15 protein-coding genes are annotated in these 23,136 nt (G+C 64.4%); 10 read left to right on the top strand and 5 right to left on the bottom strand.

Features of this window, described 5'->3' with window-relative positions:
- Positions 1-9: 9 nt before the first annotated feature.
- Positions 10-4,749 carry an RHS repeat-associated core domain-containing protein gene (locus TO66_RS01140; protein ID WP_148558694.1) on the top strand — a complete coding sequence of 1,580 codons (4,740 nt, stop codon included), beginning with the start codon at positions 10-12 and terminating at the stop codon, positions 4,747-4,749.
- Positions 4,730-5,080, top strand: a complete 351-nt coding sequence (locus TO66_RS01135) for a hypothetical protein (protein ID WP_044460586.1) — start codon at positions 4,730-4,732, stop codon at positions 5,078-5,080. The genes TO66_RS01140 and TO66_RS01135 overlap by 20 nt, the downstream gene beginning before the upstream one ends.
- Positions 5,081-5,390: 310 nt before the next feature.
- On the opposite strand, the gene TO66_RS01130 is transcribed toward TO66_RS01135, so the two are convergent.
- Complete coding sequence (locus TO66_RS01130; RefSeq protein WP_044460585.1) at positions 5,391-7,760, bottom strand: TonB-dependent receptor; 2,370 nt, start codon at positions 7,758-7,760, stop codon at positions 5,391-5,393.
- 155 nt (positions 7,761-7,915) lie between these two features.
- Between TO66_RS01130 and TO66_RS01125 the strand changes: the two genes are divergently transcribed.
- Both TO66_RS01125 and TO66_RS01120 read left to right on the top strand, forming a co-directional pair.
- Positions 7,916-8,860 (top strand): LysR family transcriptional regulator, encoded by a 945-nt coding sequence (locus TO66_RS01125; protein ID WP_044460584.1) that lies wholly within the window; start codon positions 7,916-7,918, stop codon positions 8,858-8,860.
- A 169-nt stretch (positions 8,861-9,029) separates the two neighbouring features.
- Positions 9,030-10,646: an alkaline phosphatase family protein gene (locus tag TO66_RS01120; RefSeq protein WP_044460583.1), complete on the top strand. Its 1,617-nt coding sequence runs from the start codon at positions 9,030-9,032 to the stop codon at positions 10,644-10,646.
- Positions 10,647-10,801: 155 nt separating this feature from the next.
- On the opposite strand, the gene TO66_RS01115 is transcribed toward TO66_RS01120, so the two are convergent.
- Positions 10,802-11,707 (bottom strand): TauD/TfdA family dioxygenase, encoded by a 906-nt coding sequence (locus TO66_RS01115; protein ID WP_044460582.1) that lies wholly within the window; start codon positions 11,705-11,707, stop codon positions 10,802-10,804.
- Between the two features lie 183 nt (positions 11,708-11,890).
- Here TO66_RS01115 and TO66_RS01110 point away from each other — a divergent pair, with 183 nt between their 5' ends.
- Positions 11,891-12,811 (top strand): LysR family transcriptional regulator, encoded by a 921-nt coding sequence (locus TO66_RS01110; protein WP_044460581.1) that lies wholly within the window; start codon positions 11,891-11,893, stop codon positions 12,809-12,811.
- Positions 12,812-13,801: 990 nt separating this feature from the next.
- Here the strand turns inward: TO66_RS01110 and TO66_RS01105 are convergent.
- Positions 13,802-14,824, bottom strand: a complete 1,023-nt coding sequence (locus TO66_RS01105) for an ABC transporter substrate-binding protein (RefSeq protein WP_044460580.1) — start codon at positions 14,822-14,824, stop codon at positions 13,802-13,804.
- 435 nt (positions 14,825-15,259) lie between these two features.
- On the opposite strand from TO66_RS01105, the gene TO66_RS01100 reads away from it, so the two are divergent.
- From TO66_RS01100 to TO66_RS01090, 3 genes are read left to right on the top strand one after another with little or no spacing between them, the layout of a single operon-like run.
- Positions 15,260-16,855, top strand: coding sequence for an ABC transporter permease (locus TO66_RS01100; protein ID WP_044460579.1), 1,596 nt, complete (start codon positions 15,260-15,262; stop codon positions 16,853-16,855).
- Entirely contained in the window at positions 16,852-17,679 is an 828-nt protein-coding gene (locus TO66_RS01095) for an ABC transporter ATP-binding protein (protein WP_044460578.1), read from the top strand. Before TO66_RS01100 ends, TO66_RS01095 begins: the two co-directional genes overlap by 4 nt.
- 14 nt (positions 17,680-17,693) lie before the next feature.
- A complete protein-coding gene (locus TO66_RS01090; protein WP_044460577.1) occupies positions 17,694-19,304 on the top strand; it encodes an arylsulfatase in 1,611 nt (536 codons plus the stop codon).
- A 204-nt stretch (positions 19,305-19,508) separates the two neighbouring features.
- On the opposite strand, the gene TO66_RS01085 is transcribed toward TO66_RS01090, so the two are convergent.
- Positions 19,509-20,582: a fatty acid desaturase gene (locus tag TO66_RS01085; protein WP_044460576.1), complete on the bottom strand. Its 1,074-nt coding sequence runs from the start codon at positions 20,580-20,582 to the stop codon at positions 19,509-19,511.
- A gap of 100 nt (positions 20,583-20,682) precedes the next feature.
- Between TO66_RS01085 and TO66_RS01080 the strand changes: the two genes are divergently transcribed.
- On the top strand, positions 20,683-21,687 hold the full coding sequence (locus TO66_RS01080) for an AraC family transcriptional regulator (RefSeq protein ID WP_044460575.1): 1,005 nt from the start codon (positions 20,683-20,685) through the stop codon (positions 21,685-21,687).
- A gap of 129 nt (positions 21,688-21,816) precedes the next feature.
- Here TO66_RS01080 and TO66_RS01075 read toward each other — a convergent pair whose 3' ends face one another.
- Entirely contained in the window at positions 21,817-22,503 is a 687-nt protein-coding gene (locus TO66_RS01075) for a Crp/Fnr family transcriptional regulator (protein WP_044460574.1), read from the bottom strand.
- Positions 22,504-22,605: 102 nt separating this feature from the next.
- On the opposite strand from TO66_RS01075, the gene TO66_RS01070 reads away from it, so the two are divergent.
- Positions 22,606-23,130, top strand: a complete 525-nt coding sequence (locus TO66_RS01070) for a DUF962 domain-containing protein (protein ID WP_044460573.1) — start codon at positions 22,606-22,608, stop codon at positions 23,128-23,130.
- Positions 23,131-23,136: the final 6 nt, after the last annotated feature.

The following is a 23,136-nucleotide window of genomic DNA, read 5'->3' as shown; positions in this document are numbered from 1 at the left end:
AGCGACGTGATGGGCCCCATAAGCGCAATCGAGCAGCAACTGGATACCTTCAAAAACAGCCTGGTGCGTTATCACGAGCAGCTCAAAAACTGGTATGCCCAAGCCCCGCAAGACCTTCTCTTCAAAAGTAGAAGGCCTTCCCTGCTGGCCATGGAGGATGTGATCGGATACAGCGGTATCCACCTCTCAGACTTTGAAATTCCGCTCTCTTGCCTTGCTCGATGCCCACTCGGGGAACCACTGCTGATCGAGAGCAAACTGAAATCGGCCCATGACATTCCTCTTGGCGGCATCCAGGTCGAAGTGGTTTCTCTGCTGGGGGCTACACAGGCCACGCTGAGGCTTGATTCAAAGGGCAAGGGAAGTTTCCAGGGAACCCCCGGCGAGTACTACAAGATTCGCGTGCACAACAAGGTGACGCCGGCAGATATCGATATCCTGTTTGACCTCTATGACAAGCTTGGCGGCGCACTGGAACACTGGCTCCGTGCAGAGTGGGCCCGCTTCAAGCCGCAGTGGCCAAAACAGTCGGGCTATACATGGCTGTACCCAAAACAAGTGGGAATCTTTGCCGCAGACAGGAGCACCATCAACGGCGTCTGGCGCCGAATCCGGTGGATTCTCAATATCCTGAAGGATCCCAAGAGGCATTCCAGACGACTGGAAGACGAGGCGCAATCACTGGTAGAGCTGGCGCAAACTCAGCCCGAGGCCATGAAGCGGGCGATGCTACTGGCCAGCGATGAAGCCGCTCTGTTCCTGCTGGTACGCAGCGCCTCGATCTGGCTCAGCGCACTGCCACCCACCCAGTACTCCGATACGACGGCCCTCACCATTTCTTCCAACATCATCTCGGCCTTGATCGACATGGTGCTGGCCGTGGTGCTGAACATTGCCTCTGGCGGGCTTGGGGATAACTACCTGAACCGCCGGCTGAACGCCAGGAACGACTTCGAGGCGGTGAATGACTTTCTTGCCGCCGTCAGTACGATCACCGATGCCCGTATCCAATACCTCGAGCAATACACAACCGTGGCCGCACGCGGTGTAACGACGCTGGTCAAGAACGGCCTGGTAAAACTCTACTTCGATGGCAAGCGCAACAGCCGGCTGAACAGCCCGCCAATGCTGCCCGACGCCTCCAGTGGGGCCACCACCCCCGATCAGCAAATCAACGACGCCGCCAGCAATACCTGCACCAATGGTTGCCCGGTGTCCATGGTGACCGGCGAGGAACTGCTGACGCTGACCGACGGCGAACTGGATGGCTTGCTGCCCTTCCAGTGGACCCGCCTGTATCGCACCAGTGCCGCCGAAATCGACTGCGGCCTGGGCCATGGCTGGAGCCATGCCCTCGCCCAACGCTTGGAAATCCAGGGTGACAGCGTCGTCTGGACCGACCACGAAAACCGCTCGATGACCTTCCCCTTGCCCGACGAGCAACGCCCGACCATCACCAACACGCTGTCACGGGCGGCGATCTTTCGCGGCGACGACCCTGCCGAGCTGATCCTCAGCCAGGCCGGCGAGACCGCGCAGCTCTTTCACTTTCGCTACAACGACCGGGGCGCAACGCTGGTCGCCATCAGCGATGCCTATGACAACCGCCTGCACATCACCCGCGATATCCAGGGGCGGATCAAACGCCTCGACAATGGCGCCGGCCGCGCCCTGCTACTGCGTTATGACCGCAGCCACATCGTCGCCGTCGACTACCAGCAGTTCGTCCCCGCGGACACCCAGGAAGACAGCTGGAGCACGCTCAAGACCCTGGTCAGCTACCGCTATGACGCGCAACACCACTTGATAGAGGCCAAGAACGCGGCAGGCGAAGCCGAGCACTACCGCTATAACGAGCAGCACGTCATTCTCGAACGACAGCTGGCGGGCGGGGCGAGCTTCTATTGGGAATGGGAACGCCAGGGCAAGCACTCCCGCTGCGTTCGGCACTGGGCCAGCTTTGCCCAGGTCAGCCAGCGTTACGTCTGGGATGACCAGGGCAGCGTCACGGTCATCTATGCCGATGGCAGCGAAGAGATCTATACCCATGACGGTCAGGCCCGGCTGATCGGCAAAGTCGATCCCAGCGGTGCCGAGTACCGCAAGGCCTATGACGACAAGGGCCGGTTGATTGCCGAGCAGGACCCGCTGGGCGCCATCACCGAATACCAGTACGACGAGGCCGGCCAGCAAGTCGCGGTGATTACGCCCGAAGACGAGCCCATCACCTACGAGTACGAAAACGGGCTGGTCAGTGAAATGCATTGTGGCCAGGCGAGCTGGGCCTATGAGTACAACGCTCAAGGCGATATCACCCGCCAGACCGACCCTGACGGCCATGCCACCCGCTACAGCTACGATCGCCAGGGCCGCCTGCTGGAGATCCGTTATCCCGACGAGAGCCACCACCGGCTGGGCTGGAACAACCTTGGCCAACTGCTGGAAGAACACCTGCCCGACGGTAGCCAGCGCAAATACCGCTACGACGCCCTGGGCCGGCAGATCACCCGCCAGGACGAAAACGGCGCCATCACCCACTACCAATGGGACGCCGCCAACCGCCTCAGCCTGATCACCCTGCCCGGTGGCGCCAGCCGTGCCTTCAGCTACAACGCCTACGGCAAGGTCACCGGCGAGCGCGACGAGCTGGGGCGCATCACGCGCTACGAATACGCCGACGGGCTGCACCTGGTCAGTCGACGCATCAACCCCGATGGCAGCCAGCTCGATTACCGGTACGACAGCACCCGCCTGTGGCTGACCGGGATCGAAAATGAACGCGGCGAGCAGTATCGCCTGGACTACTACCCCAACGGCCTGCTGCAGCAGGAGACCGGCTTCGACGGACGCCGTACCGCCTACACCTACGATCTCAACGGCAACCTGCTGAAGAAAACCGAATTCGGCGACGACGGCAGCGAGCGGGTCACCGCCTACCAGCGCGATGCCAGCGGCCGCGTGCTGGTGAAGACCCTGGCCGATGGCGAAAAGATCCACTACAGCTATGACACCCTGGGCCGCCTGGTCGGGGTCGACGACGGTCATTGGCCGCTGGCCTATGAATACGACCTGCAAGACCGCCTGATCACCGAACACCAGGGCTGGGGCACCCTGCGCTACCAGTACGACGCACTCGGCCAACTCAGCCACTGCCGCCTGCCGGATGGCAGCAAGCTCGATTACCACTACCAACCCGGCGGCCAACTGAGCGGCATCGACCTCAACGGCGCGCGCCTGACCCGTCACCAGTACGGCGCCGGCCTCGAAAGCCAGCGCCAGCAAGGGTTGCTGCTGAGCCAGTACCAGTACGACGACCAGGGACGCCTACGCGCCCATGACATCAGCCAGCAAAACCACAATCTGCTGAAACGCCGCTACGCCTACGACGCCAACGGTAATCTCGCGGGCATCGAAGACAGCCGCAAAGGCAATCGCCGCTACCAGTACGACCCGCTCGACCGTCTGATTCACGTGCGCGGCAGCACCCCGGAAAGCTTCGCCCACGACCCCGCCGGCAACCTGCTGGGCGGTGGCGACCAGCCCGTCACCGATCAGGCCAATGTCAAAGGCAACCGCCTGCTGATGCAGGGCGACCGCCACTTCGACTACGACGCCTTCGGCAACCTCAGCCGCGAACGCCGCGGCACCGGGCAGAAGCTGGTCACCGAGTACCGCTACGACTGCCAGCATCGGCTGATCGGTGTCAGCCTCCCCGGGGGCAGTACCGCGACCTACCAATACGACGCCTTCGGCCGGCGTATCGCCAAGACCGTCGACGGCCGCACCACTGAATTCTTGTGGCAAGGCGATCGGCTGATCGCCGAAAGCGCTGAAAATCGCTACCGCAGCTACCTCTATGAACCCGACACCTTCCGCCCCTTGGCCATGCTCGACGGCGAAGGCCCGCTCAAGGCCGAACCCTTTTACTACCAACTCGACCACCTCGGCACGCCACAGGAACTGACGGACTACAGCGGCGACATCATGTGGTCGGCCAGGTATCGGGCCTATGGCAACCTGGCTGCGCTGGATATTGAGGAAATCGATAATCCGTTACGGTTCCAGGGGCAGTATTTCGATGCCGAAACCGGGCTGCACTACAACCGGCATCGTTACTACAACCCGGGTATCGGCCGCTTTCTAACACCGGATCCGATCAAGCTGGCGGGGGGGCTTAATAGTTATCAATATGTGCCCAGCCCTACGGGATGGGTGGATCCACTGGGATTGATGAGTGTTACAAGGTCCATCACCAGTAAGTTCGTCCCCGGATTTAAAGGTAAAGTCCCCTCGCTAACTTCTATGCTGACCGGCAAACGTGCGGAAATAACTTCGGCTTTAGAGGAAGTTGTTCAACCTCATATAAAAGAAATAACCCAGCTTGACGGAAACGCACGAATTGGATTCCGTGGCAGCCTGGCTCGAGGACAAAAGGGGCCACACAAAGGCAATGCCCCATTTGACCCATCAGACTTTGATGTTGATGCCTTCATAGTGAGTGACAGACTTGCTGCAAATTTCAATAAAAGTTACCTATTCAGAAGTGGAAACCGTATTGTCAAGGTTTCAAGAATCCAAAAAGAAATTGATAAATCCCTAAGGCAGCGTATAGAGTTCTCTGGGCTCAGAAGTGACCGTTTCACCTTTCGTATATTCACTCACAAGGAAATTGAAAGACTCCAGGAAAAAGGCGACTTTCAACTATTCTTCATTGAACAAGGAAAGCAATATGAAAACCGTAACCTATAGAGAGTTTGCCGATATTGGCTTAACTCCAATCGGCTCATTGGAACATACAGCCACTGTTATCGGGGACATTCTCGGCCTCACCTTTGAGCAAGACAAAGAAGGCATGTATGAGGAATTCCCCGCTTTTCTAGCCAGGACACCAAACCTTAACTATGCACTTTTAGGAACGCCACTCCCTGAGGATGATTTACGCGACGACCCCGTTGATGAATTCAACTTATTGGTCACCCCTGTAGACGATGATTCAGATTATCCAGAAATTGATATATCAGAGCAGCTAATCAGCCAACTGATGAAAAACGGAAATATTCAATGCTGGAAGATTAGTTGAGCAAATACGTAATCAGCCACATCAGCGCCAGAATCCCTTCATAAAACAGATGTTATTTCTACTGCCGATATTCTCTCAATTCGAGGGTTGCCAGAACAGCAACGTGGCAACCTTGCCAGTGGAATAGGGGCCGCCGCACCCGGACTTCCACGACCGAGTGCAGCGCAATTACAGAGTCATCCTGCTTGAAAACAAATAAACCGACTTCTGCAGGAGCAGCCGCTCGATACTCGATGGCCCGCGATACTGACACCGTGGTGTGTCAGGACGGGCGCTATCGCGGGCAAGCCTCGCTCCTACAGAGCAGCGGTCAGAAATCGTAACGCCCGGTCACGCCCAGGGTCCGCGGCGTCCCCAGCAGGCCTTCATAGCCGCCGTTCCCGCCAGTCCACAGGGTGGTGTAGTAGGTCTTGTCGAAGGCGTTTTTCAGCCAGAGCGACACGTCCCACTGCCCTTGCTCGTAGTTGCCGCGCAGGCCGGTGGAGAGGTTGACCACCGCGTAGCTGGGGATCTGGCCGTAGTCGGAATCTTCCACCGTGCCCACCGCCTTGGAGCGGAAGGCGTAGCTGCCGGTGACGTAGGGTTCCAGGCCGTTGTCCAGGTTCCACTTGTATTCGCCGTTGGCGTTGCCGATCCACTTCGAGGCGCCGACCACCTGGTGGCCGCTGAGGTCGCAGGAGGCCGGGGCGCCCGGGCGCAGGCTGACCTCGGGTGGGCATGGCGCATCCTTGTAGGACAGGTAGCTGACGTCGTTGTAGGAGCCGTTGAAGTTCAGGGTCAGGCCACGGACAGGGATCAGCGTGCTTTCGAACTCCACGCCGCGTGAGCGCACCGAGCCGGCGTTGGTCAGATACTGCACGCGGTTGGCGGCGTCGTAGGCGTTGGTCTGGTAGCCGTTGACCTGGGTCCAGAACAGGTTGGCGTTGAGTTGCAGGCGCTTGTCCCACAGGGTGCTCTTGAAGCCCAGCTCGGCGTTGTTGGCGCGTTCGGTGCCGACCAGCAGCGAGTCGGCGCCGGCGGTGGGCGCCGAGCCCACCACCAGGTTGACCCCACCGGACTTCTCGCCATGGGACAAGGTGGCATAGCCCAGCAAATCGTCGGTGAAGCGGTAGCTGAGGTTGAGCAGGCCCGAAGGGCTGGTGCTGTACTGGTTGAGGTCGCCGGAGTCGTAGGCGCCGGCGCGCCCGCGCCGCGCGGTGGCTGCCGCGCCGGTTACCGCGGCGCCCCCCACTGGCGCATTGCGGTTGACCCAGGCGTTTTTCTCTTCATAGGTGCCGCGCAGGCCGGCGGTGAAGTCCAGGCGCTCGGTGAGGTGCCAGGTGCCCTGGCCGAACAGGGCGAAGCTGTCGGTGCGGATATGCCCCTTGCCGATACTGGTGACGTTGTTCAGCGCGCCGCTCGGCGTGCCGTTCCAGATGTCGGCCTGGGGTCCGTAATAGGCGAAGGATTTGTTGTCCAGGTCGGAGCCGAAGTAATAGGCACCGAGCACGTAGTCGAAGAAACCGCCGGTGGGCGAAGCCAGGCGGAATTCCTGGGACCACTGTTTGTCCTCCACCGAGACCCCGGCGTTGTAGGTCGCCGGCACGTTCAAGCCGTCGTCGTTGCGCGGGGTGAAGTTCCACCAGCGGTAGGAACTGACCGAGGTCAGGGTGAAGTCGCTGGGCAGGGTCCAGTTGGCCTCCAGCGAGGTGCCGCCCTGGAACACCGTGACGTGCTGATCGTTGTCCAGGTTGACCTTGCGGTGCGTGCCGTCCACCAGGGTGGCGCCGGCCGCGTTGGCCCGCGACTGGTAGACGTTGGTGCCGTTGATGGTCGGCCCGGTGCTGTACAGCACCCGGGTGCCGGCGCTGGAATCTTCTTCGTTGTAGTCGCCGATCCAGCGCAGGTTGAAGCTCTCGTTGGGCTTGTACAGCAGTTGGCCACGGAAGCCCTGGCGCGAGCCGCCGTTGAGGTCATGGCCGTCGTATTCGTTCTTGATGTCGCCGTCGCTGCGGGTGCGATACGCCGAGAAGCGCCCGGCCAGCTCGTCGTTCAACGGCCCGGAAATCGTGCCCTTGGTCTGGAAGTAACCGTCCTCGCCCACCGACGTCTCGATGCTGCGCTCGGGGGTGAAGCTCGGCGCGCGGGTGCTGATATTGATCACCCCGGCGGTGGTGTTCTTGCCGAACAGGGTGCCCTGGGGTCCGCGCAATACCTCCAGTTGCTCGATGTCCATCAGGTCGAACACCGCCATGCCCGGCCGTCCCAGATAGACGTTGTCGATATACAGCCCGACGCTGCCTTCCAGGCCGTCGCTGGCCGGGTTGTTGCCCAGGCCGCGGATCGACACGCTGGACTGGCGCGCATGCATGTAGGCGACATTGACGCTGGGCACCAGTTGCTGCAGGTCCTGGATGCGATAGACCCGCTGGCTCTCCAGGGCCTGGCCACCGATCACGCTCATCGGCGTCGGCACATCCTGGGCGCTCTCCTCGCGACGGCGCGCGGTCACGGTCACGGTTTCCAGCTGGCCGCTGGCGGCGGGCTTCGACGCCTTGGCGCCCGCCGGGGTGTCGGCGGCGGTTGCCGGTTCGGCGGCATAGCCCTGGGACCAGCTGGCGCTACCGGCCAGCAGCAAGGCCAGCGGCAGGCGCTTGAGCCGTCGGGGCGAAGGGGGGGACAGACGATGCAACGGGCTCATGGGCGGCTCCTGGAGGATGAAACTGGCAGACTCGTATATTCTTTTTGGATATTTATTTATGTTTTTACGAAGATTTACGGAATAAGAGATTGCCTTTATAAAGAGTCGACCTAATGCATAGCCAATGCATTTCCCCGATATTTTCAATGTGAAAAATGCATATCGATCTGCGCCAGCTCCGTCACTTCATCGCCCTCGCCGAACAGCGCAGCTTTGTCGCGGCCGCGGCGGCGGTGAACCTGTCGCAATCGGCCTTCAGCCGTAGCATCCAGGCGCTGGAGCACAGCGTCGGCTGCCAGTTGGTGGACCGCGGGCGCAAGGACCTGGCGCCGACCAAGCAGGGGCTGGTGCTGCTCGAACATGCGCGGCGGCTGGTCAGCGGCGCGCAGCAACTGGCCAACGAGATCAGCCAGTTCAACGGCCTGGAGGCCGGCGAACTGCGCTTCGGCTGCGGCCCGGCACCGGCGGCGGGCTTGATCCCCCGGGCCATCGGCAGCTTTATCGGGCGTTACCCCAAGGCGCGGGTGCAGTTCCAGGTGGATGACTGGCAAACCTTGAGCAAGCGCCTGCTCAGCGAAGAGTTCGAGTTCTTCGTCGCCGACACCCGGCAGTTCGAGGCCGACCCGGATTACCTGACCCAGCGCCTGCGCCCGCGCAAATGGCATTTCTGCTGCCGCGCCGGGCACCCCCTGGCGGCCCTGGAAAGCGTCAGCGCCGCCGAGTTGATGAGTTACCCCCTGGCCGTGACCATCCGCCCGCCGAACCTGCGCAAGGTCATAGTCGACCTCAGCGGCCGGCCGGACTTCACCCCCAATGTGGAATGCGAGAACAGCTACAGCCTGCTCGGCGTGGTGCTGCGTTCGGACGCGATCGGCATCATCGGTTCCTACAGCGACGCGCTGCACAACGCCCGGGACGAGCTGGTGTGCCTGAAGATCGAGGGGCTGGCCGACGACCTGGAAGAGCTGTACACCCGCTACGGCATCGTCAGCCGCGCCGGCTACCGGCTGTCGCCGCTGGCCGAGGCGATGATCGAGGAGATCAAGCGTACCGATGCGGTGGATGAGGACCTGTGTTCGCTGGAGAACTTTGCGGTCTGATCCGGCCCAATCGCGGGCAAGCTCCGCTCCTACTGTAGGAGCGGAGCTTGCCCGCGATGACGTCCTCAAGAGCGATGCACACCACGCATGAAAAGCATGCGCCAAATGCGCTTGTGATCATGCCCGGCGAAAGCGAAAACCCTCACCTGTCTTTCGATCGGTGAACCCCATGTCCAACCCCGCCCCACCCGTGCGCAACGTGCTGTACATCATGTGCGACCAGCTGCGTCGCGATTACCTGTCGTGCTACGGCCACCCCCACCTGCACACGCCGAACATCGACCGCCTGGCCGCCGCCGGCGTGCGTTTCACCCGCGCCTACACCCAGGGCACCATTTGCGGGCCGTCGCGGATGTCGGCCTACACCGGGCGTTACGTCAGCAGCCATCAGGTGGCGTGGAACGCCGTACCACTGCCCCTGGAAGAGCTGACCCTCGGCGACTACCTGCGCCCCCACGGCATCCGCACCGCGCTGGTGGGCAAGACCCACGCCACGCCCAACCTCGATGCCTTGCAACGCCTGGCCATCGACCCCGAGAGCCAGCAGGCCGAAGCCCTCAACGAGGTGGGTTTCGAGCCCTACCTGCGCCACGACGGGATCTTCCCCGACAGCCCGCTGTTCGACGACAAGCGCGAGTCGGCGCCCTACACCCAGTACCTGCGCGAGCAGGGCTACCCGGGGCGCAATCCATGGCACGACTGGGCCAACGCCGCCGAAGGCGCACAGGGCGAAATCCTCAGCGGCTGGAAAATGCGCCACGCCCACCTGCCGGCCCGCGTCCCCGAGCAGCACTCGGAAACCGTCTACACCACCGACCGCGCCCTGGACTTCATCCAGGAGCAGGGCGACCAGCCCTGGTGCCTGCACCTGTCCTACATCAAGCCGCACTGGCCCTATATCGCGCCGGCGCCCTACCACGCGCTGTACACGGCCGAGCAGGTCATCGCCCCGGTGCGTGCCGCCGCCGACAAGGCCAGCGACCACCCGGTGTACGCCGCCTTTCGCCAGCATCAGGAGAGCCTGAATTTCTCCCGCGACGAAGTGCGCCTGAACGTGGTGCCGACCTACATGGGCCTGATCAAGCAGGTGGACGATCAGCTCGGTCGGCTGTTCGATTTCCTGCAAAGCAGCGGTCGCTGGGACGACACGCTGATCGTGTTCACCAGCGACCATGGCGACTTTCTCGGCGACCACTGGCTGGGGGAAAAGGAGTTTTTACTAGAGCCGGCGGTGGGTGTGCCGCTGATCGTGCGCGACCCGCGGCCGGCGGCGGACATCAGCCGTGGCAGGGTGGACGAGCGCCTGGTGGAAACCATCGATGCGCTGCCGACTTTTCTCGAAGCCCTGGGGCTGCCCGGCGCCGAGCACCGGCTGGAAGGCCGCTCGCTGATCCCGCTGCTGCACGGTACGGCCGACGACTGGCGCCGCTACGCCATCAGCGAATACGACTATGCCTTCCAGGCCCCGGCCCGCGAGCGCCTGGCGCAGCCCATCGACCGCTGCCGCATGACCATGGTGCGCAGCGAGCGCTGGAAATACCTGGCCTACGACGGCTTCCGCCCGCAGCTGTTCGACCTGCACAACGATCCCGAGGAATTGCACGACCTCGGCGCCGACCCGGCCTATGCCGCGGTGCGCGAAGAGCATCTGGGGTATCTGTTCGATTGGCTGCGCGGGTTGAAGCGGCGGACCACCATCAGCCATGCGGAAATCGACCTGCGCGGGCAGCGCTTTCGTTATGGCGAGCCGGAGGCGGAAAAGGTGGTGCAGATCGGGGTGTGGTGAAGGCGGTGGTTTCGAGGACCTCATCGCGGGCAAGTCGGATCGCCGCCCGCTCGCTCCTACAGTTCAGTGATAACTGTAGGAGCGAGGCTTGCCCGCGATAACGATCTCGCCAGTGCCACGGGGTTGCCTCCTTGCAACCCCGCGACAAGCCCCTGTCACAGCCCCTTGATGGTCTGGCTGCGCTGCCCGTGCACGCCCACCGGCACGTCGCCCTTGAGGGTCACGCGGCGCACGATGCGGTCCTGGGTGCCGTAGTCGTCGACCGCGTAATGCTGGGTCGAACGGTTGTCCCAGATCGCCACGTCACCGACGCTCCAGCGCCAGCGCACGGTGTTTTCCAGGCGCGTGACATGGCTTTGCAGCAGGTTGAACAGATGCGCCGAGTCGGCCTGGGTATAGCCCTTGATGCGCTTGACGAAATGCCCGAGCACCAGGCTCTTCTCGCCGCTCACCGGGTGCACGCGCACCAGCGGGTGCTCGGTCTCGTAGACGGTGGAGGTGAAAACCTTGCGGTAGCGCTCCAGCTTCTCCACCGACACGTCCGGCTTGGCCCCGGCGTAGTCGTACTCGTTGCTGTGCACCGCCCAGAGCTTGTCCGCCAGCTCCCGCAGCTCCACCGGCAATTCGTTGTAGGCGGTGGCGGTGTTGGCCCAGACCGTGTCGCCGCCGGAGGCGGGGGCCACCACCGAGCGCAGGATCGAGGCTTTCGGGTAGGCGTCGACGAAGGTCACGTCGGTGTGCCAGGAGTTGGCGCGCTGGCCCTCGGCGCCGTCCAGTTCGAGCAGGTAGCGGGTGCCGTCGCGCACCGGCACGGTGGGGTGCGCCACCGGCTCGCCGAGCAGGTGGGCGAAGGCCTCCTGGCTCTGGTCGTCGAGATGGGTCTGGCCGCGGAAGAAGATCACCTTGTAATCCACCAGCGCCTGCTGGATGGCGTCGACGGTGGCGGCGTCCAGCGCGCCGGAAAGTTGCACGCCACGGATCTCGGCGCCGATGCGGCCGGCCACCGGGTGAATCTCAAGCGCATGAACAGCGGGTTTAACGGCTAGTGCGGCATTGCTCATCGGGTAGACCCTCGTCTGACTGCTTACGGTTGGGCGGCAGCGAAACAACGCTCTATCTATATTCAATTTAGATCTAATAGATATTTACATGCTTCGTTGACGGAATAAGAGCTTGCATTTAAAACCTCATTCCTCACTCGTCGCAAATGCCTTCGGGCTATTTTTCGGATGCCGGGAAAGCATATGGATCTTCGCCAGTTGCGTTACTTCATCGCCCTCAACGAACACCGCAGTTTCGTCCGCGCGGCCGACGCCATGGGTATCACCCAGCCGGCCTTCAGCCGCAGTATCCAGGGGCTGGAACAGGAGTTCGGCTGCGTGCTGGTGGACCGCGGCAACAAGGACCTGCGCCCCACTCCCGAAGGCCAGGTGGTGCTGCAACATGCCCTGAGCCTGGTGCAGGGCGCGGCCTTGCTGAGCAGCGAAGTGACCCAGATGACCAAGCTCGATGCCGGCGAACTGCGCTTCGGCTGCGGCCCGGCGCCAGCGGTGAAACTGGTGCCCGACGCGGTGGCGCAATTCACCGGCGCCCATCCGAAGGTGCGCATCTGCCTGGAGGTGGATAACTGGGAAAAACTCAGCCGCAGCCTGAGCCGCGAAGAGATCGAATTCTTTATCGCCGACATCCGCCATTTCGAGGCCGACCCGAACTTCCAGACCCAACCGCTGACGCCCAAGCGCGGGGTGTTTTTCTGCCGCCCCGGGCACCCGCTGCTGGCCAAGGAAAGCCTGTCGACCAACGACATGTTCGACTACCCGCTGGCCACCACCCTGATTCCGCCGGGTATCCGCAAATTGCTGGCCAACCTCAGCGGCCGCATCGACTTTTCCCCGACCATCCAGACCGAACACTTCCCGGCGCTGGTGAAGATCGTGCGGCAGTCGAACGCGATCGGCGTGGGCACCGAAGAAGCCTTCGTCGAGGACATCGAGCAAGGCTCCCTAGCGCTGCTGCACTGGCGCAACCTGCCGCAGAACATCGAAAGCATGAACGCCCGTTGCGGCATCGTCAGCCGCACCGGCTTCCGCCTCTCCCCGGCGGCCCGCAAGATGATCGAAGTGCTGGTCGCGGTGGATCGGCAGCAGGTGAGCATTGCCGTATAAGCCCTTAAAAACCCACCTGATTATCGGGTCACCCCGCCCCTGTAGCCGCTGCCGAGCTGCGCGAGGCTGCGATCGGCCCCGCAGGGGCCGCAAAACCAGGCACCGCGTTCCTCCCGCAAAACCGCGTGGGCAGGTTTGGCGAGGACTGCGTCCTCGGACGCAGCCTCGCTGCTGCTCGGCAGCGGCTACAGAAGCAGGGCATGCCGTTCGAAGTTGCTGGGGCACCCACAAAACCCTGTAGCCGCTGCCGAGCCTGCGAGGCTGCGATCGGCCCCGCAGGGGCCGCAAAACCAGGCACCGCCTTCCTCCCGCAAAACCGCGTGGGCAGGTTTGGCGAGGACTGCGTCCTCGGACGCAGCCTCGCTGCTGCTCGGCAGCGGCTACAGAAGCAGGGCATGCCGTTCGAAATTGCTGGGGCCCCCACAAACCCCTGTAGCCGCTGCCGAGCCTGCGAGGCTGCGATCGGCCCCGCAGGGGCCGCAAAACCAGGCACCGCGTTCCTCCCGCAAAAACCGCGTGGCCAGGTTTGGCGAGGACTGCGTCCTCGGGCGCAGCCTCGCTGCTGCTCGGCTGCGGCTACAGAAGCAGGGCATGCCGTTCGAAGTTGCTGGCCCCCCCACAAAACCCCGTAGCCGCTGCCGAGCCTGCGCGAGGCTGCGATCGGCCCCGCAGGGGCCGCAAAACCAGGCACCGCGTTCCTCCCGTAAAACCGCGTGGGCAGGTTTGGCGAGGACTGCGTCCTCGTACGCAGCCTCGCTGCTGCTTGGCAGCGGCTACAGAAGCGGGGCATGCCGTTCGAAGTTGCTGGCCCCCCCACAAAACCCCGTAGCCGCTGCCGAGCCTGCGCGAGGCTGCGATCGGCCCCGCAGGGGCCGCAAAACCAGGCACCGCGTTCCTCCCGTAAAACCGCGTGGGCAGGTTTGGCGAGGACTGCGTCCTCGGACGCAGCCTCGCTGCGGCTCGGCAGCGGCTACAGGAACGCCATGGGATTTAGAGGCCGGCGGCAGCCAACTGCGGCGCTACCCACTCGCTGACCTTGAACGGCTTGCGGATCAGCCGCTGCTGCGCGGCCAGGTCCACGGCGTCCTGCAGTTTGCCGAGGAACACCGGGTCCAGGGTGGAGGGGAAGAGCTCGCTGAAACGCTGGTCCTTGAGGTCCTGCTGCAAGACCACCGGCGGGTAGCTGGCCAGCCCCGACACCAGCTGGATGTAGGCCTCCTTGTTGCTGTCCTGGGTCAGCCACTGCACAGCCTGCTGCTGGGCCTTGAGCAGTTTCTCCACGACCTCGGGATGGCCATCGACGAACTTGCCGTTGCCCACCAGTACCGCCTGCACGCTACCCACGCCGCCCAGGTCCTTGGTGTTCAAGGGCACCTCGGCCAGCCCCTTGGCCTGCAAGGCGTTGAGGTTGGAGCCGCCCCAGGTGGCGTCGATCTGCTTCGCCGCCAGGGCCGCCACCGCGGCGCTGAAATCGAGGTTGATGATCTTCAGGTCCTTCTCGCTCAGGCCCTGGCTGGCCAGCGCGGCGTCCAGCGACAGCTGCGTGGCCGTGCCACGGAACACCGCGACCCGCTTGCCCTTGAGGTCCTGCAGGGTCTTGATCCCCGAACCCGGGACCACCCCCAGGTACTGCTTGACCCCACGTGCGGAGGCGCTCAGCAGGCGGGTGTCCAGGCCGTTGGACTTGCCGATGATCGCCGCCAGGTCGCCCAGGTAGGCCAGGTCCACCTGGTCATTGGCGAAGGCCTCGTTGATCACCGGACCAGCCCCCTTGAAGTAGTTCCACTGGATGCTGATGCCCTGGTCGGCGAAGGCCTTCTCGAAGATCTGCTGCTGGCGCAGTACATCGGTGATCCCGCCGCCGCTGTGCTGGGTCCCGGCGCTGAGGTCCGGTACGGCGATGCGGATCTGCTTGAGCTCGTCCGCCTGGGCCAGCACCGGCAGGCATCCCAGGAGCCCCGCCAGGACCGGCGCGGCGAACAGGCTGAAGACGCGTTTGAAAGGAAGGTTCATAAAGTGGAGCTCCTGGCTGCGACGGGCATTGAGGAGCAGAAGGTAGGCCCAAGGCGACGCGGTATTTAAATACTAAAAATTCACATTTTAATAACCCGTTCGAATAAATCAGCCAGGACGCGGCTCTGCGCGGGCCATGCATGAACAGCATCGAAAATATTCGCCAAATGCATTGGATGCAGCAGCGTCCGCAGGCCTTAAATGGCTTCTCTTATCTCCCAATAGCATCGATACAACTTTTTATATAACCAAACGCAACCTTGTAGGAGCGAGCGGGCGGCGATCCGACTTGCCCGCGATAGGCCGCAGGCCGGTTGTGACCCTGAGGTGACCTTGAGGCCGTCATCGCGGGCAAGTCGGATCGCCGCCCGCTCGCTCCTACAAACAAACAAAAAAACAGAAAGATGCAGCCCAATCCGACAACGGAGGTCATCCATGGCCCGTGTTTCCCTGCTCAGCTTGCCGTTGGCCGCGCCCGCCGATAAGCCACTGTCCTGGCCGCGCATCCACCGGCGGCTGTTGCCCTGGCTATTGCCGCTGGGGCTGTTCGGCCTCTGGTGGCTGGCCAGCCGGCAGGGCTGGATGAGCGAACAGATCCTGCCGGCTCCCGCGCTGGTCTGGCACAGCGCGCTGGAACTGGCCGGCGGCGAATTGTGGAGCCACCTGGCGATCAGCCTGCAACGCCTGCTCTGGGGCCTGCTGGCGGGCATCGGCGCCGGTGCCGTGCTAGGCGCAGCCCTGGGAGCCAGCCGGCGCCTGGAGCGCCTGGTGTTCCCGACGTTCGCCGCCCTGTCGCAAATCCCGACCCTGGCCTGGATCCCCCTGTTCATGGTGTTTTTCGGCATCGGCGAGCTGCTCAAGCTGGTGGTGCTGGTCAAGGCCGTCATCGTGCCAGTGACCCTGCACACCCTGGTCGGCGTACGCGACGCCCAGCCCGGATTGCGTGAGGCCGCCGCCGTGCTGCGCCTGCCGCCGCACCTGCTGATCCGGCGCCTGGTGCTACCCGCCGCCCTGCCCGCCTTCATGGCCGGCGTGCGCCTGGCCCTGGCCACCGGCTGGACCTCGCTGCTGGCGGTGGAACTGCTGGCTTCCAGCGAAGGCATCGGCTACCTGATGGTCTGGGCGCGCCAGCTGTTCATGCTGGACATCGTCTTCGTCTGCATCGTGGTGATCGGCGTACTGGGAGTGATCCTGGATCGCGGCGTCGGCCTGCTGGACAAGGCGCTGGTGCACTGGCCGCATCCGGCCATCGCGCAGATCCGCCGCGGCCCGCGCTACCAGGGCTGGCAACGGCTGCAGCCGTGGCTGCTGCCGCTGTCGCTGCTGGCGCTGTGGCAACTGGCGAACCAGCTGGAATGGGTCGACGCCAACATCCTGGTGAGCCCGCTGGCAGTGCTCGACACCACCTGGAACGGCCTGCTCGACGGCAGCCTGTCGGGTGGCCTGGGCCTGAGCCTGCGACGCACCCTCGGCGGCCTGCTGCTGGGCGGCGGCCTGGGTTTTGCCCTGGGCCTGTTGCTGGGCCTGTCGTCCCTGAGCGAGCGTATTTTCGGACCGACCCTGGCGGCGCTGCGCCAGATCGCCATTTTCGCCTGGGTGCCATTGCTCACCGCCTGGTTCGGCCTCGGGGAACTGGCGAAGTCGGTGTTCGTCGCACTGGCCGCGTTCTTCCCGCTGTTCATCGCCACCCAGCGCAGCGTCGCCAACCTGTCGCCGCAATTGAACGAAGCCGCCCAGGTATTGCGCCTGGACCTCTGGCAACGCCTGCGCCGCCTGGTGCTGCCGGGCGCCGCGCCGGGGATCTTCGCCGGGCTGCGCCTGAGCCTGATCTACGCCTGGCTGGGGACCATCGGCGCGGAATACTTCATGCCGTCCAACGGCGGCATCGGCAGCCAGATGATCGGCGCCCAGCAGCTGCTGCGCATGGACCTGATCATGGCCGGCATGCTCCTGGTGGGCCTGACCGGCGCGCTGCTCAACCTCATTGGCCAACAGATCGAAATTCGCGCCACACGCTGGAGACACGCATGAACGCACCCGCCCCTTCTCCCATTGTCAGCTTCAACCAGGTGGGCAAGTCCTTCGCCGTCGCCGGCGGCGAGCTGGAGGCCATCCGCGAATTCAACCTGGAGATCGCCGAGGGTGAATTCGTCGCCATCGTCGGCTCCAGCGGCTGCGGCAAATCCACCCTGCTGCGCCTGCTGATTGGCCTGGATACCCAGTTCCGCGGCGAAATCCGCGTCGACGGCAAGGCCGTCACCGGCATCGGCGGCGAACGCGGCATCGTGTTCCAGGAACACCGCCTGTTCCCCTGGCTGACGGTCGAGGAAAACATCGGCCTGGGCCTGGTCAACGAACCCTTGAGCGCTGCCGAGCGGCAAACCCGGATCGCCGACTTCATCGAACTGGTGGGCTTGCGCGACTTCACCCGCGCCTACCCGCACCAGCTCTCCGGCGGCATGGCGCAACGGGTGGCCATCGCCCGTGGCCTGGTGGCCAGCCCGCGCATCCTGCTGCTGGACGAACCCTTCGGCGCCCTCGACGCGCTGACTCGCCAGCAGATGCAGGACGAGCTGCTGGCGATCCGCGAACGCGCGCGGATCACCACGGTGCTGGTCACCCACGATGTCGAGGAGGCGATCTTCCTCGCCGACCGCGTGGTGGTGATGGAACCGCGCCCCGGCCGGATCAAGCGGGTGGTGGACATCGCCCTGCCCCATCCGCGCCAGCGCAGCGGCTTCGACTTCCACCAACTGCGCGAAGAACTGCTCCACGAACTGACCAGCGACGAGCACTACCAACTGCCCCAGCCCGCCCGGATCCATGACCTGCCCCTGGCCTTTATTGCCTGCTGATAAGGAGTGAATCGATGCCGCAACGCCCCAACTTCCTGGTGATCCTCGCCGACGACCTGGGCTTCTCCGACCTCGGTGCGTTCGGCGGCGAGATCGCCACGCCGAACCTCGATGCCCTGGCATTCAACGGCCTGCGCCTGACCGACTTCCACACCGCACCGACCTGCTCGCCGACCCGCTCCATGCTGCTCACCGGCACCGACCACCATATCGCCGGCATCGGCACCATGGCCGAGGCCCTGACCCCGGACCTGATCGGCAAGCCGGGCTACGAGGGCTACCTCAACGACCGCGTGGCGGCCCTGCCCGAACTGCTGCGCGAGGCCGGCTACCAGACCCTGATGAGCGGCAAATGGCACCTGGGCCTGACCGCCGAGCTGGCGCCGCACGCCCGCGGGTTCGAGCGTTCGTTCTCGCTGCTGCCCGGCGCGGCCAACCACTACGGGTTCGAGCCGACCTACGACGAGACCACTCCGGGCCTGCTCAAGTCCACCCCGGCGCTGTACATCGAGGACGACCGTTTCATCGACGAGCTGCCCCAGGATTTCTATTCCTCCGACGCCTTCGGCGACAAGCTGTTGCAGTACCTCAAGGAGCGCGACCAGAGCCGGCCGTTCTTCGCCTACCTGCCCTTCTCGGCACCGCACTGGCCGCTGCAGGCACCCGCGGAAGTGGTCGCCAAGTACCGTGGCCGCTACGACGCCGGCCCCGAGGCGCTGCGCCTGGAGCGCCTGGCGAAACTCAAGCAGCTGGGGCTGATCGACGCCGATGTGGAACCCCATCCGCTGGTGCGCCTGAACGCCGAATGGGAGGCCCTGAGCGACGAGCAGCGGCAGGTGTCGGCGCGGGCCATGGAGGTCTACGCGGCGATGGTCGAACGCATGGACTGGAACATCGGCCGGGTGGTGGATTACCTGCGCCAGCAGGGCCAGCTGGACAACACCTTTATCCTGTTCATGTCCGACAACGGTGCCGAAGGCGCGCTGCTGGAGGCCTTTCCCAAGTTCGGCCCGGAACTCTTGACCTACCTCAACCAGCACTACGACAACAGCCTGGACAACATCGGCCGCGCCAACTCCTATGTCTGGTACGGCCCCGCCTGGGCCCAGGCCGCCACCGCGCCGTCACGGCTGTTCAAGGCGTTCACCACCGAAGGCGGGATCCGTGTGCCGGCGCTGGTGCATTACCCGCAGCTGTCGCTCAAGGGCCGGATCAGCCACGGCTTCGGCACGGTGATGGACATCACCCCGACCATCCTCGACCTGGCCGGCGTGCGCCATCCGGGCAAGCGCTGGCGCGGCAAGGACGTGGCGCCGTTGCGCGGTAAATCGTGGCTGGGGTTCCTGTCCGGCGAGACGGCGCAGGTGCATGACGAACACACGGTCACCGGCTGGGAGCTGTTCGGCCGCCGGGCCATCCGCCAGGGCCAGTGGAAGGCCGTGTACATCCCCGGCCCCGTGGGCCCGGCGACCTGGCAGCTGTACGACCTGAGCCAGGACCCCGGGGAAATCCACGACCTGGCGCAGAGCCAGCCGGACAAGCTCGCCGCCCTGATCGGCCATTGGCAACGGTACGTGGAAGAAACCGGAGTGATCCTCAGCGCCTCGCCGTTCCAGCCGGATTGATGGCGGCCTTTACCGCTGCCACACCTCAATCCCTGTAGCCGCTGCCGAGCCTCGGCGAGGCTGCGATCGACCGCGAAGCGGGCGCCGGCCAGGCGGTTGTGCAGGTCGGACGCACCACGTCGCCTGGTTTGCGGCCGCTGCGCAGCCGATCGCAGCCTCGCTGGCGCTCGACAGCGGCTACAGGGCAGGGCCAGCGATGGGCACTTACGCCCTGACACCCCGCACCACCTGCGTCGCCACCTGCTCCTGGCGGGTAAACCGATTGGCCCGGCCGAAGGTGCCGAAGTCGTTGAAGCGCACGCCCATCTCGGCCATCACCTTGTGCGCCACCGGCGCAGTCAGCTGGCGGATGTAGAAGGGTTCCTTGACCACGAAATGATGGATGCCGTGGGTGCTGCCGAAGTTGAAGCAGAACGCCTGCAGCGGCCACAGCCACCAGGGGTTGAGCACCTGGGTCTGCTGGATCACGTTGCCCGGCTCGATATCGCCGTAGTAGTGCATGTTCGAGCTGACGAAGTGCAGGCAGAAGGTGCGCAACACGTTGGGGCCGACGATCACCACCACCGCGATGTCGATCACCTGCATCGTCGCCAGGGTGCCGGCCGACCAGGCGATGGGCGCGCCCAGCAACGCGGCGATGCCATTGGCCGCGTGGAAGCCGAGAAACACATACCAGGCGCCCCAGTGCAGCAACGCCAGCGGCGCGTAGACCTTCAGGGTGCGCTTGAGGATGCTGCGCTTGTGCGCCCAGGTCCTGGCCCGCAGGGTGCGGATCAATGACGACATGACGTTATCGCCGACCATCAGCAGCCGCGCGAGGCCCCAGGGTTCGCCGTTGGTGATCGCGCGTTCCTCCATGTCGGCCTCGCTGCCCGAGACCTTGTGGTGGTTGAGGTGCAGGTGGCGGCGGATCCACGGGTTGATGGTGCTCGGCCGCGCCAGCCAGACCAGCGCCAGCATCAGGTTGTGGGGAATGCGCTGCTTGCGGAAGTACATGCTGTGGATCAGGTCGTGCTCCAGCTCGTGGGTCAGGGAGGCGAAAAACGCGTTGAGCAAAAGGCACGCCCACCAGGCCAGGTAACCGCCCAGATAGAGCGCCGCCGAGCCCAGCATCCCGGCCAGGGCGAAGGCCAGGATGCCGGCGCCCAGCGCGTCCTGGTGCTTGAGCACGGGGTAGCGCTCGCGCAACTCGACGCCCCGGGCCAGCACCACCTCACGAATATGCGCCGATCGTTGCTGTGCATTCAGCCGGTCGGGACTTGCAGAAGTACCGTGCATGCTTCCATCCTCTGGTTATTGATGTTCGCATCCTGCCCTGCGCCCGCGCGCCGGGCGCTAGCCGCGGACGCCAACCTGTTGACCGGACGCGCCAACCGCCATGACCGAACCCACTTCCCTCGCCAGCTGGACCCGCGCCTTGCGCAAGCAGCTCGATGCCCTGGGCCTGGACAGCAGCGCCCTGTGCCACCAGGCCGGGCTCGACCCGCAGCTGATGGACGACCCCAACGCCCGCTACCCGTTGTCGGGCACCACCCGCCTGTGGCACCTGGCGGTACAGGCCAGCGGCGACCCGGCTATCGGCCTGCGGGTTTCGCGCTTCGTCAGCCCGACCACTTTCCATGCCCTGGGCTATGCGCTGGTGGCCAGCGGCAGCCTGCGGGAAGTGTTCGAGCGCATCGTGCGTTACCACCAAGTGGTCAGCGACGCCCTGGAGCTGGAACTGACCCGTACCGAGGACCGCTATCGCTTTCGCCTGAAAGTGCCCGACGGCAACCCCGAGCCGGCGCTGGAGGCCATCGACGCCTTCGTCGCGATCTATGTGCGCACCTGCCGCAACCGCCTGGGCCGCGACTACGCGCCGCTGGCGGTGTACCTGCGGCGCCCCGAGCCGGTCGACCCGGGGCCCTGGCACACGGTGTTTCGCGCGCCGGTGGTGTTCGCCGCCGACGAGGACCGCCTGGAATTCGGCCTGCACGATTTCGACAGCCACCTGGACGACGCCAACCCGGAGCTGGCCGAACACAACGAGGCGGTGCTCAAGCGCACCCTGGCGCAACTGCAACCGCTGACGTGGGAGCGCAAGGTGCGCGGGGTCATCGAATCCCAGTTGCCGGAAGGCGAACCCTCGGCCGAGCGCGTGGCCCAGGCCCTGCACCTGAGCCTGCGCAGCCTGCAACGTCATCTGGCGGACGAGGGTTGCCGCTTCGACACCCTGCTCGCCGAATGCCGGGAAAACCTCGCGTTGCTGCACCTGCGCGACCCGCAGTGCTCCCTGAGCGAAATCAGCTACCTGCTGGGCTTCGCCGATGCCAGCAGCTTCAGCCGCGCATTCAAGCGCTGGACCGGGATGACCCCGGGGCAGTTTCGCGATGGGTTGCGCTGAGGGTTTTGTGGTGGCTTTGCGGGCCCTATCGCGGGCAAGCCTCGCTCCTACATACAGGATCGTGCGCAATCTTCTTCTGTAGGAGCGAGCGGGCGGCGATCCGACTTGCCCGCGATAGCAATCTGAAGGTCAAACCCCGGCCAGCGTCCGCAACCGCGCCTCGTCGAGGATCTCGATCTCACCGTAGCCCAGTTTGAGAATGCCCTGGCCCTGCAAGTCCTTGAGGATCTGGTTGGTGGTCTGGCGCGACAGCGACAGCATCAGCGCCAGCTGTTCCTGGGGCAGGTGCAGCACGCGGCGCGGCGTGTCGGTTTCGCCATAGCCGCAGGCGATCATCCACAGGCGGTTGGCCACCCGCGCCGGGGCCGGCATCAGGCTCAACTGTTCGAGGTTGATAAAGGCCAGGCGCAACTTGTGGCTCATCAACAGCGCCAGGTACCGCCAGTAGTGCGGATGGGCGTCCAGCACCTCGAGCAGCAGCGCCTGCGGCACGTTGAGCAGGGCGCACTGGCCCACCGCAAAAGCGTCGTGGGTGCGCGGCTGGCCGTCGAACAGGCAGATCTCGCCGAACCAGTGCGGCGCTTCCACCAGGCTCAGCAGCGCCTCCTTGCCCTCTTCGCTGACCGCGCCGATGCGCACCGTGCCCTCCAGCACCGCATACAGGCCACAAGGCGGGTCGCCCCGCTGGAACAGGCGCTGGCCCGGGCCCAGCAGGCGCAAACGGGCGCTGGCCAGCAAACTATCCTGCAAGGGTGCGGGCAAGTGGCTGAACCACTGGCCATTCATCAGGCGCTCGCGCCAGACCTGCATCTTCATCGATGGCTTCATCCAAAAACGGGCAGCGCCGATTGTCGCCTAGCCGACAGAGCCGGCAACCGGCGCAGGGCATGATTCGATCACCCTACAGGAGGAACAACAATGAAAAGCCTCGTCGACCATCTCAGTCAATACGCCGCCTACCACCGTGACCCGCGCAATATCGCCAGCCACTTTATCGGCATTCCGCTGATCGTGGTGGCGGTCGCGGTGCTGCTGTCGCGCCCGGCCTGGCCGGTGGCCGGGCTGTGGCTGTCGCCGGCGGTGTTGCTGGCGCTGGCGTCATGCGGGTTCTACCTGCGCCTGGAACTGCGCCTGGGCCTGCTGATGAGCGTGCTGATGGGCCTGTCGGTGTGGGCCGGCCAGGTACTGGCGCAACAGAGCACCGCGGTCTGGCTGGCCAGCGGCGTGGGCCTGTTCGTGGTGGGCTGGGTGATCCAGTTCGTCGGCCATTACTACGAAGGGCGCAAGCCGGCCTTCGTCGATGACGTTTCCGGGTTGATCGTCGGGCCGTTATTCGTGGTCGCGGAACTGGCGTTCATGCTGGGCTTGCGCCAGGGGCTCAAGCAGCAGATCGAGGCGCGGGCGGGGGCGGTGCGGGTCAATCCGAAGCGCGCCGCGATTTAGATCGCA

It is taken from the genome of Pseudomonas sp. MRSN 12121 (assembly GCF_000931465.1).
GTDB lineage: Bacteria > Pseudomonadota > Gammaproteobacteria > Pseudomonadales > Pseudomonadaceae > Aquipseudomonas.
This window is presented reverse-complemented; position numbering and strand designations above follow the sequence as displayed.